The organism is Amycolatopsis lexingtonensis (assembly GCF_014873755.1).
Taxonomy (GTDB): Bacteria; Actinomycetota; Actinomycetes; order Mycobacteriales; family Pseudonocardiaceae; genus Amycolatopsis; species Amycolatopsis lexingtonensis.
In genome coordinates this window covers 5,992,000-6,006,346 of record NZ_JADBEG010000001.1, presented here as the reverse complement: position 1 = coordinate 6,006,346, position 14,347 = coordinate 5,992,000, and the positions used below count along the sequence as shown (strand labels likewise).

The window sequence follows — 14,347 nt, the reverse complement described above, 5'->3', positions numbered from 1 at the left end:
GGTGGGGGGCTGGGGACTCAGCGGGTTCGGGAACGCGCCAGCAGGCGCTGGATCACCACGACGACGAGCAGGAAGGCCCCGCTCACCACCGTCTGGTAGTTGGAGTCGAGGGTGCCGATCTGGTTGATGACGTTCTGGATCAGCGTCCGCAGCAGCACGCCGACGAGCGTGCCGATGATCGTCCCGGCACCGCCGGTGAGCAGCGTGCCGCCGATGACGACGACGGAGATCGCGTCCAGTTCGGTGCCGACGCCGATCACCGTGACGCCGGACTGCAGGTACGCGGCGGTGAGCACGCCCGCGAAGCCGGCCAGCGCGCCGCTCAGCGTGTAGAGGCTGATCTTGGTGCGGGCCACCGGCAGGCCCATCAGCAGCGCGGACTGCTCGGCACCGCCGATGGCGAACACCGACTGGCCGAACCGGGTGCGGCGCAGCAGGAGCCCGCCGAGCGCGAACAGGATCAGCGTCAGGTACACCGGGACGCCGACGCCGAAGATCGTGCCCTGGCCGAGCCAGAGGAACGCCGAGCCGGGGTCGACTTTGTACGTCGTCGAGCCTTCGGACGTCAGCGCGAGCAGGAGTCCCCTGGCGAACAGCAGGGACGCCAGCGTCACGATGAACGGCGCCATCCCGGTGCGCGCGATGAGCAGGCCGTTGACCAGGCCGATCAGCGAACACACCGCGAGCGGCAGCAGGATCGCGACGACGATCCCGTACTGCGCGCCCCACGCGGCGAGGATGCCGCCGAGCGCGTAGTTCGAGCCGACCGAGAGGTCGATGCCGCCGGAGATGATCACGAACGTCATGCCGAGCGCGATCACCGCGAGGAACGACCCCTGCAGCACCAGGCTGCGCAAGTTGTCCGCGGTGCCGAAGTGCGGGAACGCGAACCACGCCGCGGCGACGCCGAGCACGAGGACGACGGCCGCGCCCTGGCGCTGCAGGACACCGGCGAACGCGGCGTTGCGCGCCGGAACCGGAGTGGCGGTCTGGGCTGTCATCGGCTGCTCCGCTCGCGCGCGACGTAGACCGCGACGACGATGATGGCCGCCTGGACCATCTGCGCGGTCGAGTCCGGCAGGTTGTGCTTGATCAGGGTGGCCTGGACGAGCTGCATGAGCAGCGCGCCGAACACGGTGCCGAGCACGCGGACCCGGCCGCCGGTCAGCGGCGTGCCGCCGACGACGACCGCGGTGATCGCGGACAGCTCCATGAGCAGGCCGACGTCGCTCGGGTCGCTGGCGGCCAGCCGCGACGTCGCCAGCACGCCGGCGATCGCGGCCAGCGCCCCGGAGATCACGTAGACGCTGATGAGCACGCGCTTCACCGGCAGGCCGGCCAGGGTGCTCGCGGGGCGGTTGCCGCCGACCGCGACCAGGTGCCGCCCGAACGTCGTGCGCTGCACGACCAGCCCGGTCAGCACCGCCAGCACGCCCGCGACGATCACCATGATCGGGATGCCGAGCAGGTCTCCGGTGCCCAGTTCCAGGAAGTCCTGGTTGTGCAGCTGGACGAGCTGGCCGTGGGCGATGACCAGCGCGAGTCCGCGGCCGCCGACGAGCAGCGCCAGGGTCGCGATGATCGGCTGGATGCCGAGGTACGCCACCAGGTAGCCGCTGAACAGGCCGGAGACCACGCCCGCGATGACGGCGACGATGATCGCCATCAGCGGGCCCGCGCCGAGGTAGAGCGGGATGAGCGCGGCGGCGATCGCCATCACCGAGCCGACCGACAGGTCGATGCCCTCGGTGCCGATCACCAGCGCCATGCCCAGCGCGACGATGCAGACCGGCGCCGCCTGCACCAGCTGGGTGCGGAAGTTGGCCGCGGACAGGAAGTTCTCGGTGAACACGACATTGAACAGCAGCAGCACCACGACGGCCAGGTAGACGCCGTAGTTCTGCAGCCACGCCGTGACTTTCGCGCGGTCGGGGGTTCTCGTCAGGGTGGCGCTAGACATCGTTGTCACCCTCGGTGGTTTCGGCGGCGATCGCGGTCAGTACGTTCTCCTCGGTGATGCCGTCGCCGGTCAGCTCGCCGACGACCGAGCCGTCGCGCAGCACGACCACGCGGTCGGAGCCGTCGATCAGCTCTTCGAGTTCGGACGAGATGAGCAGCACGCCGAGCCCTTCCTGCGCGAGCTCGTCGATCAGCGCCTGGACTTCGGCCTTGGCGCCGACGTCGATGCCGCGCGTCGGTTCGTCGAGGAGCAGGATCTTCGGGCCGGTGGCGAGCCAGCGGGCGAGCAGTACTTTTTGCTGGTTGCCGCCGGACAGCTCCGACACCTTCTGCTCGGGACTGGCCGCCTTGATCCGCAGGCGCTCCATGAAGATCTTCACGACCTTGTCCTGCTTGGCCTTGCTGACCAGGCCGAACGGCGAGAGCGTCGGCAGCGCGGCGAGCACGATGTTCTCGCGCACCGACAGGTTCGGGATGATCCCGTCGGTCTTGCGGTCCTCGGCCAGCAGCGCGATCCCGGCCCGCATGGCGGCCTTGATCCGGCCCTTCTTGAGCGGTTTCCCGGCCAGCAGCACGGACCCGCCGTCGAGGGGGAACGCCCCGACGATGGCCCGCGCGGTCTCGCTGCGGCCGGAGCCGAGCAGTCCGGCGAGGCCGACGACCTCGCCGGGCCGGATGCTCACCGAGACGTCGTGCAGCTTCCGCATGCCGGACAGGTTTTCCGCCTTGAGCAGCGGCTCGCGCTCGACGTCGTGTTCCTCGCCGAACGCCGTGACGCCCTCTTCGCGGATCTGCTTGATCTCCCGGCCGAGCATCTTGCTCACCAGTTCGATGCGCGGCAGGTCCTTCAACGGTCCGCTGTGGACGACCCGACCGTCGCGCAGCACGGTGACGCTTTCGCAGACCCGGTACAGCTCGTCCATGCGGTGGCTGACGTAGACGATCGCGATGCCTTCCGCGTGCAGGCGGTTCAGCACCTCGAAGAGCGTCTCGACCTCGCGCGGCTCGAGCGACGACGTCGGTTCGTCCATGATGACGACCTTCGCGTCGGTCGAGACCGCGCGGGCGAGCGCGACCATCTGCTGCGCGCCGACGCCCAAGGTGTGCAGCGGGCGCTTGACGTCGTCGTCGATGCCGTAGCCCTTGAGCAGCTCGCGGGCGTCGGCGTACATCTTCGACCAGTCGACCAGACCGGCCTTGGTGCGCGGCTCGCGACCGAGGAAGACGTTGCCGGCGATGCTCATCAGCGGGACGAGGTTGACCTCCTGGTAGATCGTGGAGATCCCGGCGCGCTGCGCGTCGATCGGGCGCTTGAACGACACCGGCTCGCCGAGGTGGCGCACTTCGCCCTCGTCGGGCTGGTAGACGCCGGTGAGCACCTTGATCAGCGTGGACTTGCCGGCGCCGTTCTCGCCGACCAGCGCGTGCACCTCGCCCGGCCGCAGCGCGAAGCTGACGTCGTCGAGCGCGAGGGTGCCGGGGAACCGCTTGGTCACCCCGGCCACCTCGAGCACCGGTGCGGTCGTCATGGCGACGTCCTCTTCGGTGGCTGCCGTCATCAGTACGCGTTCCCGACCTTCTGCGACGCGTTGGTCTCGTCGTACTGGTCGTCGGTGATCACGATGCTGGCCGGGATCGCTTCGCCGGACTCGAACTTCTGCAGCGTCTGGAAAGCCAGCGGGCCGAAGCGCGGGTTCGACTCGATCACGGCGTTGTAGCTGCCGTCGGCGATGAGCTGCACGGCGTTGCGGGTGCCGTCGATCGAGACGACCTTGACGTCCTTGCCCGGCGTCTTGCCGGCGGTCTTCAGCGCGTTGACGGCGCCGACGCCCATTTCGTCGTTTTCGGCGTAGACGGCGGTGATGTCCGGGTGGCTCTGGATGAGCTGCTCCATCACGGCCTGGCCCTTGGACCGGTCGAATTCGCCGGTCTGCTCGGCGACCACGGACAGCCCGGGCGTCTTCGCCAGCTCGTCCTTGAAGCCGGAGGTGCGGTCGGTGGTGACGTTGTTGCCGGACGCGCCGAGCAGGATCGCGACCTTGCCGGTGCCGCCGGTGACCCGCGCCATCTCCTGCGCCGCGCGCTTGCCCTGCTCGACGAAGTTGGAGCCGATGAAGGTCAGGTAGTCGGTGCAGGGCTGCGAGGTCACCTTGCGGTCGATGGTGACGACCGGGACCTTCTTGGCCTTCGCGGCGTCGAGCGCCGGCTGGAGGCCGTCGGAGTTCAGCGGCGCGACGACGAGCAGCTGCGCGCCGCGGTCGAGCATCGACTTGATGTCGCTGATCTGCTTGTTGAGGTCGCTCTGGGCGTTGGTGACGAGCAGCTTGTCGCTCGCGATGCCGAGCTTGGCGGCTTCGTCCTTGATGGACTGCGTCTCGGCGATCCGGAAGGGGTTGGCTTCCTTTTCGGACTGTGAGAAACCCACGACCGCGGTCTTCAGGTCGACCTTGGGGTAACCGGTCTTCTGGAGCGTGCAGCCGTCGGCGCTGGGCGCGACGGACTGGGCGCTGGCGGCGGGGCCGCCGCCGCTGGAGGGGGCAGCCGGGGACTCTTCCCTGCTGGTGCAGGAGGTGAGGGCGAGCGCGGCGGCGGCCGTGGTGGCGGCGATCAGGAGGGGACGGGTGGACAGCGGCACGGGTGACTCCTCGGGCAGCGACGGTGGTGGCCCGCTCACCGGGGTGATCGGAGTCACCGCGGGAGCCTTGAGGTACTTTTTACATCGTTGGAACAACGTTGTAAACCGGCAAAATGTCGCTATGCTTCGGGCTCACTATCTCGAAGGAGCCGCCCGTGACCGTGACGCTCAAGGACGTGGCCACGCTCGCCGGAGTGTCGGTGAAGACGGTGTCGAACGTGGTGAACGGCTACGCCTTCGTCAAGCCGGAAAACCGGCGGCGGGTGGAGGAGGCGCTGGCGGCCACGGGGTACCGGCCCAACGTCGGGGCGCGGAACCTGCGCCGCGGCCGCACCGGGTTCCTGGCGCTGATGGTGCCGGAGCTGTCCATCCCGTACTTCGGCGAGCTGGCCGGCCTGGTCATCACGGCCGCCCAGAAGCGCGGGTGGAGCGTCCTGATCGAACAGACGCAGGGCACGCGGTCCCGGGAGCGCGAGACGCTGTCGTCGCTGGGCCCGCACCTGGTCGACGGGGCGCTGGTGCACCCGGAAGCCCTGGAGGCGGCGGACTTCCCGTCCCCGGGCGAGATCCCGCTGGTGATGCTGGGCGAGCACGCGGTCGACGTGCCGATCGACCACGTGGCGATCGACAACGTCCTGGCCGCGCACACGGCGGTGTCCCACCTGGCTTCCTTGGGGCGCACGCGGATCGCGGCGATCGGGCGCAATCCCGCTCGTGGGACGTCTTCGCAGCGTCTGGCGGGGTATCGGGAGGCGTTGACCGCCGCTGGACTGTCCTATTCGGACGCTCTGGTTGCGCCCGCCGAGAAGTGGCACCGTTCGGTGGGTTCGGCGGCGATGAAGGCGTTGCTGGGGTTGCCGTCGCCGCCTGACGCGGTGTTCTGCTTCAACGACCTGCTGGCGATCGGCGCGATGCGGGCGGTGGCGGAGCTGGGGCTGCGGGTGCCGGAGGACGTGGCCATCGTGGGCTTCGACAACAACGAGGAGAGCGCGTTTTCCTTGCCGTCGCTGACGACGATCGCGCCGGACAAGGCGGCGCTGGCCGAGGCGGCGATCGATCTGGTGCACCGGCGGATCACGGGGGACAAGGCGTTGCCGGCGCAGGACATCCAGACGCCGTTCGCGTTGGAGATACGCGAAAGTACGCGCGGGCGGTGAAGTGGGAACTCGTCACGCCGGAGGGCTTCGACCGGCCGGACTGGCTGCTGGCGGCTGACCGCGGCGTGGTGCTGCACGCCCACCTGGCGTACGGCGACCGGCGGTTCCCGATGATGCTGTTCGACCCGACCCGGATCGTCCAGGTCGTCGAGGATGAGCCGCGCTACTACGACATGAACGTCGTGGTGGTGCCGGAGATCACGCGCGAGGCGGCGGAGGAGGAGATCGGCCGGCTGGCGGCGGAGGGGCGATTCGACTGGCTGCTTTCGCTCGCGCCGGGGGGCGCGGGTGCTTGGTCGGTGTCGGACGGTGGGCTGGCCTTCGGTGATCGGCGGTTCGCGTTGCGGGTTTACTCGCCGGAGGAGCTGGCGGTTGCGCTCGGGTGGGCGGATCTGGAGACCACCCATTGGTTCGGGAATCGGCCTCGGCCTACGCGGTTCTACGCGGAGAACTTGTTGGTGCTGCCGTCGTCGGATCCGTCTTCGGTGCGGGAGGCGGTTGCGGGGCTGGCTGCGGATGGGTCTTTGGCTTGGCTGCTGGAGTGATCAGCAGGGTGCGACGGCGCCGGTTTTGCCGGCCGCGCACCAGCCGGGGTGAGTGGCGAGCCAGGCGTCCCGTTCGCGGAGGACTTGGTCTTGGGTGAGTCCGCGGGCGGCGTTGAGGCAGCTGCCGGTCTGGCAGTCCTCGGCTTTGGGGCGGGTGGCCGGGGCTTTGCGTGCCGGTGCGGTGGTGGTCGTGGTGACCGCGACGGTGGCCGTGGTGGTCGCTGTTTCGGTGACGGTTACGGGCTCGGCGGTCACTGTGGTCGGTACCGGGTGAGGGGTCTGCGCGGCGGGTGTCGCGGAGCAGGCGCTCACGAGTACGGCGGCCAGGAGTCCGGTGGCGAGGGCGGGAAACCGCATGATCGGCAGCTTTCGGGCGCGGGAACGTGCCCATCCACCATCGGGCTCGGTGCCGCGGGGGAGTAGGGCCGTTGGGTCCGGCTTGAACCGGTCGGCCGAGGTCTTGAATGAGTCATTCAGGACCTCCGGTGACCTGAATGACTCATTCAGGACCGTTGCCGGGGCGTGGAACGCTGAAACCGCGGGCGCGAAACGCGCGAGCAACACGGCGGCCTGGCGCGAAGCAGTGTGCGGGCGCGGGACGCCGGCCCAGCGAGGCCGAGGTGTGGGGGCGGCTGAGCGCGAGAGTGGTGGCGGCTGGAGTGTGAGAGCGGCCGGGTTGGGATCAGCGGGCGGGCCAGTGCCACGAAGGGCGGTCCAACCTCCCTTGCCCCACTATCTTCGTCTCCCCGTACTCCTTCTCCAGCTCCACCGTCCCCACCTCCGCCACCTCGGACAGCGCCCGGATCAACGGACCCGCGTGCGAAACCACCACGACCTGTGTCTCCTTCGCCGCCGTGGCGATCAACACCGCCAGGGCCGGGAGGAGGTCCGGATGGAGGCTCGTCTCCGGCTCGTTCAGCACCAGCAGCTCCGGCGGCCGCGGGGTCAGCAGCGCCGCCACCCACAGCAGGTACCGCAGGGTCCCGTCCGACAGCTCCGCCGCCGACAGTGGGCGCAGCAAGCCGTGCTGGTGGAAGCGGATCGACAGCGCACCGTCGGTGGAAGTCACCGATAGGCGTGAGCCCGGGAAGGCCGCGTCCACCACTGATTCCAGGTCCGAAGCGCGGCCCACTTCGATGATCGTCTGCAACGCCGCCGCGAGGTCGGCGCCGTCGTGGGACAGGACGAACGTCCGGGTGCCCAGCTGGGATTGGCGGGCCGGGGCCGCGGCGTCCGTGCGGAAGTGGTCGTAGAAGCGCCACGACCGGATGCGCTCGCGCAGGACCAGCAGTTCCGGGCACGCGCGCGGGTCCGCGAACTCGCTCAGCATGCTGTCGGACAGCCGGATCTTGAACTGCTCCGAACCCCAGCCACCGGAAGCGACGCGTGTGCGCACCGACGGGCCCGCGCGGTCGGCCAGCAACGCCGTGGGCCGCAGGACCGGGCCGGACCAGACCGCTTCGCGTTTGAACTCCGGGTCCAGGTTGAACACCGTCTCGGCGGGCACGGGGAGGCCGAGGTCGAGGGCGTAGCCGAACTCGTCGCCCGCGAAGCCCAGGCGGAGACCGACCGCTTTCGAGCGGACCGTGCCCTGGACCGGCGTGCGGCCTTCGCGTACCGCGCTGCCGATCGTCTCCGGGCCCGCCCACAACGTCGATGGCAGGCCGCCTTCACGCGCGAGGGCCGCCACCGCGCCGTTGCGGGACGCGTCCGCAAGCAAGCGCAACGCCCGATACAGGCTCGACTTGCCGCTGCCGTTCGGGCCGGTGACCACCGTCAGCCCGGACAGCGGCAGCACGAGGTCGCGCAACGAGCGGTAGTTCGCGACGGCCAGCGTGGTCAACATGCCCCGAACCTAGCCGCCACCCCCGACAGTTCCAGATTCGTCCGATCTTTGTCCTGGTCGGGCGTTGACATCGGTGAGCCAGCGCAGCAAGAATCCGTAACCGTCGATCCTATAGGATCCACGGTTCCCTCGATAACGGCCGTGGTCCTCCGATGTCTGACGAAGTCCCCACCGACCTCGAAGGAGTGGTCATGGCAGCACGCGGCAGACGGGCCCTGGGTGCCCTCGCCGGACTGACGGTGCTCGCGGGCCTGCTCGCGGCTCCCCCGGCCACGGCAGCGGAACCACAGCAACAACCCTTGGCTCAGAAGCCGTACATGGGCTGGAGCAGCTGGAGTCTCGAATCGACGAACTACCCGGGCGTGAACCCGACCGGCTCGGCCAGCTGGCTCACCGAGGCCCACGTCCTCCAGCAGGCCGACGTCCTCGCCGCGAAGTTCAAGCAGCACGGCTACGACTACGTCAACATCGACGCCGGCTGGTCCAACGGCTTCGACGAGTACGCCCGCCCGGTCGTCAACCCGGCGACGTTCCCCGACGGCATGAAGTACGTTGCCGACTACGTCCACCAGAAGGGCCTCAAGCTCGGGTCCTACCTGGCCGTCGGCCTCGACCTCAAGGCCTACAACGACGGCAACTCGCCCATCGCGGGCGCCGCGGACTGCCACACCCGGGACCTCGTCTACCCGGACCTGCGCAAGACCAACGGCTGGGACTCCGCCTACAAGATCGACTTCACGAACCCGTGCGCCCAGTCCTATGTGGACTCCGTGGCGAAGCTGCTGGCCGGCTGGGGTGTCGACTTCCTCAAGCTCGACGGCGTCGGCCCCGGCTCCTTCAAGGGCGGCGAGAACTACACCAACACCAGCGACGTCGAGGCGTGGCACAAGGCCATCGCCAAGACCGGCCGCCCGATGGAGTTCGTCGTCTCCTGGGCGCTCAGCCACCGCCAGGCCGACGTCTGGCAGGCCAACACCAACGGCTGGCGCGTCGACACCGACGTCGAGTGCTATTGCGACACCCTGGTGACCTGGGACAACTCGGTCAAGCAGCGCTGGAACGACGTCGTGCAGTGGATCCCCGACGCCGGGCCAGGGCACTGGAACAACCTCGACTCCCTCGACGTCGGCAGCGGCGAGATGGACGGGCTCACCGAAGCCGAGCGCCAGAGCTACATGACGCTGTGGGCGATCGAAGCCGCGCCGCTCTACATCGGCGACGACCTGACCAAACTCGACGACTACGGCGTCAAGCTGCTGACCAACGACGAGGTCATCGCGGTCAACCAGGCCGGGATCCCGGCCAAGCCGGTGAGCCGGACGACCGACCAGCAGGTCTGGTACAACCGCAACGCCGACGGCAGCTACACGGTCGCGCTGTTCAACCTCGCCGCCACGCCCGCCCGCGTCAGCGCGGACTTCGCGCAGCTCGGCATCGCCGGCCCGGTGGAGATCCGTGACCTCTGGGCGCACCAGAACGTCGGCACCGCGTCGGCCGACCTGCCGGCGCACGGTTCCCGGCTGTTCAAGGTCACCCCGCGCGACCGAGCCGCGCTTCAGGCGCCCGCGGTCGTGCACGGCACTACGACCACCGGCACCAGTGTCTCCCTGGCCTGGGACGCCTCGAAGGGCGCGCAGAACTACGACGTCCTCGTGAACGGCCGCAAGGTCAGCACGGTGAACGGCCCGGGTGCCACGGTCACCGGTCTCCAGCCTTCGACCGCGTACGAATTCACGGTGGTCGCGAACCAGCGGTACGGCAGGCCGTCCGCGCCCAGTAAGAAAGTCGGCCTGACCACGCCCGCCGCCGACGGACCCAAGGCGTACGAGGCGGAAAACGGCAGTCCGCAAGGCGGTGCCACCGTCTACGACTGCGCGTGCAGCAACGGAAAGAAGGTCGGCTACCTCGGCGGCAGCGGGTACGTCGTCCTGCCGGCGGTGACCGTGGCCAAGGCGGGCACCTACCTGCTGCAGCTGTCCTACGTGGACGGTGATTCCAGCCGCACCGGGATCGTCACGGTGAACGGGACCTCGTTCCCGCTGCCGGTCGACGGGAGCAACGACAACGACTGGAACACGCCGCAGACGACGACCGTCCCGGTGTACCTGCGGGCGGGCGCGAACACCGTCCAGATCGGCAACCAGGCAGGCTATGTCTACGACGTCGACAAGATCACCGTCTAGGGTTCGCGGGGTGAAATGACGGATCTCCTGCTCTCCTGGCCGCGTCCGGCGCGCGACTGGACCGAGGCGATGCCGGTCGGCAACGGCCGGCTCGGCGCGATGGTCTTCGGCGGTGCCGGCCGCACGCGGATCCAGGTCAACGACGCCACGGTCTGGTCCGGCACCCCGGACGGCCCGGCCGCCGCGCTGGCCGCCGTCGACGCCGGACCGGACCGGCTCGCCGAAGTGCGGGAAGCCGTGTTCGCGAAGGACTCCCGGCGTGCCGAAGAACTCCTGATGGCGTTCGAAGGCCCGTACAGCCAGGAGTTCCTGCCGTATGTGGACCTCTGGCTGACGCTGCCCGAAGGAACTTCGCACGGCCGCACCCTCAACCTGGACAGCGGCGTCGTCACCGAAAAGCTCACCATCGGCGGGCACGACGTCGAGCGGACGGTCTGGGTGAGCCGGCCCGCGCAGGTGTTGTGCGTCGCGCTGTCCGGCCCGGTCGACGTCGGTGTCGAGGTGTCGACACGTCTGCGGGAGGTGTCGCGCGAGGGCCTGGACCTGGGCATCGAGATCCCGGTCGACGGGGCGCCGCGGCACGAACCGCAGGTCGAGGAGCCCTTGCGGTACGGCACGGCCGGAGACTACGACCCGTTCGGCGCGGTTTCCGTCCGGGTCGCCCGGACCGGGTCCGGCTTCTTGATCGTCCTGGCCAGCTCCACCAGCGCGTACGACGCCTGGATCGGCGACCGTCAGCACACCCGCGACGAGCACCGGCGACGCGCGGCCGTGCTCGCCGAACGGGCCGTGGCGGCAGGTATCGAGACATTGCGGCGGGACCACGAAGCCGACCTGCGGCCGTTGCTCGGTGCGTCCAGCTTGCGGTTCGGCGAACGGCGGGGTGGCACCCACGACGTCGCCGAGCTGCTGTCCGGGCCGGACGAGCAGCTCACCGCGACCGTGCTCTTCCAGTACGGGCGCTATCTCCTGGCGAGCGCGTCCCGGCCCGGCGCGCCCCCGGCGAACCTGTCCGGCATCTGGAACGACGACCTGCGCCCGGCCTGGTCGTCGAACTACACGATCAACATCAATACCCAGATGAACTACTGGGCCGCCGAGACGACCGGGCTCGGCGAGTGCCACCAGCCGCTGTTCGAGCTGCTCGGCAAGCTCGCCGTCACCGGTGCCGGCGTCGCGCGCGAGCTGTACGGCGCCCGCGGCTGGGTCGCCCACCACAACACCGACCCGTGGGGCTGGGCGCTGCCGGCGGGCATGGGCCACGGCAATCCCTCGTGGGCGTTGTGGCAGCTGGGCGGCGCCTGGCTCGTCCAGCACGCTTGGGACCACTACGACTTCACCCGTGACCGCGCTTTTCTCGAGCGCACGGCGTGGCCGCTGCTGCGCGGCTGCGCCGAATTCTGCCTCGACTGGCTGGTCGAGCACGACGGCTTCCTCGGCACCTGCCCGTCGACGTCGCCGGAGAACCTGTTCCTTTCCGAGGCCGGGACGAAGGAGTCGCTGACGCATTCGGCGACCATGGACCTCGTCCTGATCCGCGCGGTGTTCGAGCGGAGCCTCGCCGCCGCGGAGACGCTCGGGGTGTACGACCCGGTGTGCACCGAGATCGAGGCCGCGCTGCCGCGGCTGCGTCCGGTGCCCGTGCTGCCCGACGGGCGGCTGGGGGAGTGGGCCGAAGACCTGCCCGAGGAGGATCCGACCCACCGCCACCTGTCGCACCTGGTCGCGCTGTACCCGCTGGGGCAGCTCGACACCCCGGAACTGGTGGAGGCGGCCCGGCGGGTCCTGGACCGGCGGGGACCGGGCGCGATGGGCTGGTCCTGGGCCTGGAAGATCGCGCTGCGCGCCCGGCTCGGCGACGGCGAGACCGCGCGGAAGCTGCTGGGCGAGGCGACCCAGCCGTTCACCGGCGACCGCCACCGCGACGCCCCCGTCGACGGCTCCGAGTGGGGCGGGCTGCTGCCCAACCTCTTCAGCACGCACCCGCCGTTCCAGATCGACGGCAACTACGGCTTCCCGGCCGGGCTCGCGGAACTGGTGGTGCAGAGCCAGCACGGCGTGGTTTCGCTGCTGCCCGCACTGCCGGCGGACTGGACCTTCGGCGAAGCGCGCAGTTTGCGCTGCCGCGGCGGGCTCGCGGTCGACCTCGAGTGGCGCGACGGCGAACTGCGCTACGCCGTCGTTCGGCGGCTCTCCGGCGACCCGGCCGAGCCGGTCCGGGTGCGCTACCGCGGCCGGGACACCGAGCTGTGGCTGCGGACCGGGGAGTCGACCGTCCTGAAAGGACTGTGATGCTGACCGACCTCGGCCGCGACGCGCTGTGGGCCTACCGCAGCGAATACGAGGCACCGCCGGACTTCGACGCCTTCTGGGCCTCGACGCTGACCGAAGCGCGGGCGCACGACATCGACGTGCGCGTGACACCGGTCGAGACGCCGCTGCGCACCCTCGACGTCTTCGACGTGACGTTCGCCGGGTTCGGCGGACACCCGATCCGGGCCTGGCTGCGGCGGCCCCGCGGCGACGTCGGGCCGCTGCCCGCGATCGTCCAGTTCCACGGCTACGGCGGCAGCCGGGGAAGTGCGCTCCAGGAGCTGCACTGGGCGTCCGCCGGGTACGCGCACCTGCAGGTCGACGTGCGTGGCCAGGGCGGGGTGACGCCCGACCCGGCCGGCAGCGGGCCCGCTTATCCCGGCCACCTGACCCGCGGCATCGAGAGCCGCGAAACCTACGTCTACCGGCGGATCTTCACCGACGCGGCGCGCGCGGTCGACGCCGTGCGCGCGCTGCCGGAGGTCGATCCGGCGCGGGTCGCGGTGCTCGGCAACAGCCAGGGCGGCGGCATCGCGCTGGCCGCCGCGGGACTGGTGCCGGACGTCGCGGCGCTGCACGCGCAGGCGCCGTTCCTCTGCGACTTCCGGCGCGCGAGCCTGATCGGCGGTGAGCGGCCGTACGTGGAGCTGTCGCGGTACCTGGCCGAGCACCGGGACGCCGTCGATCGGGTCTTCGCGGTGCTGGCCTACTTCGACGGGGTCGGGTTCGCCGCGCGCGCCGAGGCACCCGCCTGGTTCAGCGCCGGGCTGATGGACGGCATCGTGCCGCCCTCCACGGTGTTCGGCGCCTACCACGCCTACCGGGGGCCGAAGGAGATCGGCGTCTGGGACTACAACGGCCACGAAGCCGGGGGAGCCGACGACCTGCGCGCGGTGCTCGACGCGTTCGGCCCGCTGCTCGAACCAGCCACGATGGAGCCGGCCACGCAGTAGCCTGGACCGACGGAGAGAGGGGTCCGATGACGGGCGAACGGCGGCTCGAGGCCCTGCCGGGCAGGCAGGTGCTGGCCGACGGCGTCTACGAGCAGATCCGGGCGCTGATCATGAACGACGGCATCGCGCCGGGCGCCCGGGTCAACATCGACGAGATCGCCCGTGAGCTCGGCGTCTCGGGCACCCCGGTGCGCGAAGCGCTGGCCCGGCTCGAGTCGGAGGAACTCGTCAGCAGGCTCCCGCTGCGCGGTTACCGCGTCACGGAACTGCTGAACCGCAAGGAAGTCGACGACATGTACGCGCTGCGCCTGCTGCTGGAGCCGCCGTCGGCGGCACTGGCGGCGGCCGCGATGTCGGACGAGAACGTGGCCCTGCTCGACGCGGAGCTGGCGACGTGCCCGCCGGCCCCGGCGGAAGACGCGTACAAGGACTACAAGGCGCTGACTGCGCACGACCAGCGGCTGCACGAGCTGATCCTGCGCCTGGCCGGCAACGTCGCGGTCGAGCAGGCGTTCGCGCGTACCCACTGCCACCTGCACTTCTTCCGGCTGAACTACAACCAGCCGTTCGGCGAGCAGACGATCACGGAGCACCGGGCGATCGTGGACGCGCTGATCGCGGGCAACGCGGTCGCGGCGAGGAAGGCGATGACGGCCCACCTCGAGGTGGCGCGGGACAGGCTGCTGTCGCGCCTCTGACGCACGAAGGCCGCACCGGGCGTACCCGGTGCGGCCTCCCCCGACGACGTCAGACGCC

Annotated in this window: 12 protein-coding genes; 6 read left to right on the top strand and 6 right to left on the bottom strand. The window is 70.2% G+C overall.

Annotated elements, in window-relative coordinates; genetic code table 11:
- Positions 1 to 17: 17 nt before the first annotated feature.
- Genes H4696_RS27005 through H4696_RS26990 form a run of 4 tightly spaced genes read right to left on the bottom strand, consistent with a single transcriptional unit; the run spans position 18 to position 4,594 of the window.
- On the bottom strand, positions 18 to 1,001 hold the full coding sequence (locus H4696_RS27005) for an ABC transporter permease (RefSeq protein ID WP_086858728.1): 984 nt from the start codon (positions 999 to 1,001) through the stop codon (positions 18 to 20).
- Positions 998 to 1,960 carry an ABC transporter permease gene (locus H4696_RS27000; protein WP_086858729.1) on the bottom strand — a complete coding sequence of 321 codons (963 nt, stop codon included), beginning with the start codon at positions 1,958 to 1,960 and terminating at the stop codon, positions 998 to 1,000. The genes H4696_RS27005 and H4696_RS27000 overlap by 4 nt, the downstream gene beginning before the upstream one ends.
- On the bottom strand, positions 1,953 to 3,518 hold the full coding sequence (locus H4696_RS26995; RefSeq protein WP_086858730.1) for a sugar ABC transporter ATP-binding protein: 1,566 nt from the start codon (positions 3,516 to 3,518) through the stop codon (positions 1,953 to 1,955). Before H4696_RS26995 ends, H4696_RS27000 begins: the two co-directional genes overlap by 8 nt.
- Positions 3,518 to 4,594, bottom strand: a complete 1,077-nt coding sequence (locus tag H4696_RS26990) for an ABC transporter substrate-binding protein (protein ID WP_086858731.1) — start codon at positions 4,592 to 4,594, stop codon at positions 3,518 to 3,520. Before H4696_RS26990 ends, H4696_RS26995 begins: the two co-directional genes overlap by 1 nt.
- A 155-nt stretch (positions 4,595 to 4,749) precedes the next feature.
- On the opposite strand from H4696_RS26990, the gene H4696_RS26985 reads away from it, so the two are divergent.
- Both H4696_RS26985 and H4696_RS26980 read left to right on the top strand, forming a co-directional pair.
- Entirely contained in the window at positions 4,750 to 5,751 is a 1,002-nt protein-coding gene (locus H4696_RS26985; RefSeq protein WP_086858732.1) for a LacI family DNA-binding transcriptional regulator, read from the top strand.
- Positions 5,748 to 6,296 carry a hypothetical protein gene (locus tag H4696_RS26980; protein ID WP_086858733.1) on the top strand — a complete coding sequence of 183 codons (549 nt, stop codon included), beginning with the start codon at positions 5,748 to 5,750 and terminating at the stop codon, positions 6,294 to 6,296. The genes H4696_RS26985 and H4696_RS26980 overlap by 4 nt, the downstream gene beginning before the upstream one ends.
- Here the strand turns inward: H4696_RS26980 and H4696_RS26975 are convergent, their stop codons facing one another.
- Positions 6,297 to 6,653 carry a hypothetical protein gene (locus H4696_RS26975; protein ID WP_143265032.1) on the bottom strand — a complete coding sequence of 119 codons (357 nt, stop codon included), beginning with the start codon at positions 6,651 to 6,653 and terminating at the stop codon, positions 6,297 to 6,299.
- Positions 6,654 to 6,978: 325 nt separating this feature from the next.
- Positions 6,979 to 8,142, bottom strand: a complete 1,164-nt coding sequence (locus tag H4696_RS26970) for an AAA family ATPase (RefSeq protein ID WP_086858735.1) — start codon at positions 8,140 to 8,142, stop codon at positions 6,979 to 6,981.
- Positions 8,143 to 8,333: 191 nt separating this feature from the next.
- On the opposite strand from H4696_RS26970, the gene H4696_RS26965 reads away from it, so the two are divergent.
- From H4696_RS26965 to H4696_RS26950, 4 genes are read left to right on the top strand one after another with little or no spacing between them, the layout of a single operon-like run.
- Complete coding sequence (locus H4696_RS26965) at positions 8,334 to 10,325, top strand: CBM35 domain-containing protein (RefSeq protein ID WP_211299658.1); 1,992 nt, start codon at positions 8,334 to 8,336, stop codon at positions 10,323 to 10,325.
- Positions 10,326 to 10,340: 15 nt separating this feature from the next.
- The gene (locus H4696_RS26960; RefSeq protein ID WP_086858737.1) at positions 10,341 to 12,617 is read left to right on the top strand and encodes a glycosyl hydrolase family 95 catalytic domain-containing protein; all 2,277 of its coding nucleotides are present in this window, start codon (positions 10,341 to 10,343) and stop codon (positions 12,615 to 12,617) included.
- A complete protein-coding gene (locus H4696_RS26955) occupies positions 12,617 to 13,591 on the top strand; it encodes an acetylxylan esterase (protein WP_086858738.1) in 975 nt (324 codons plus the stop codon). Before H4696_RS26960 ends, H4696_RS26955 begins: the two co-directional genes overlap by 1 nt.
- Positions 13,592 to 13,617: 26 nt before the next feature.
- Positions 13,618 to 14,289 (top strand): GntR family transcriptional regulator, encoded by a 672-nt coding sequence (locus H4696_RS26950; protein WP_086858739.1) that lies wholly within the window; start codon positions 13,618 to 13,620, stop codon positions 14,287 to 14,289.
- Positions 14,290 to 14,347: the final 58 nt, after the last annotated feature.

Coding starts and splice junctions, on each gene's coding strand:
- H4696_RS27005 (WP_086858728.1), bottom strand. CDS start 1,001: ATGACAGCCCAGACCGCCACTCCGGTTCCGGCGCGCAACGCCGCGTTC.
- H4696_RS27000 (WP_086858729.1), bottom strand. CDS start 1,960: ATGTCTAGCGCCACCCTGACGAGAACCCCCGACCGCGCGAAAGTCACG.
- H4696_RS26995 (WP_086858730.1), bottom strand. CDS start 3,518: ATGACGGCAGCCACCGAAGAGGACGTCGCCATGACGACCGCACCGGTG.
- H4696_RS26975 (WP_143265032.1), bottom strand. CDS start 6,653: ATGCGGTTTCCCGCCCTCGCCACCGGACTCCTGGCCGCCGTACTCGTG.
- H4696_RS26970 (WP_086858735.1), bottom strand. CDS start 8,142: ATGTTGACCACGCTGGCCGTCGCGAACTACCGCTCGTTGCGCGACCTC.
- H4696_RS26965 (WP_211299658.1), top strand. CDS start 8,334: ATGGCAGCACGCGGCAGACGGGCCCTGGGTGCCCTCGCCGGACTGACG.
- H4696_RS26960 (WP_086858737.1), top strand. CDS start 10,341: ATGACGGATCTCCTGCTCTCCTGGCCGCGTCCGGCGCGCGACTGGACC.
- H4696_RS26955 (WP_086858738.1), top strand. CDS start 12,617: ATGCTGACCGACCTCGGCCGCGACGCGCTGTGGGCCTACCGCAGCGAA.
- H4696_RS26950 (WP_086858739.1), top strand. CDS start 13,618: ATGACGGGCGAACGGCGGCTCGAGGCCCTGCCGGGCAGGCAGGTGCTG.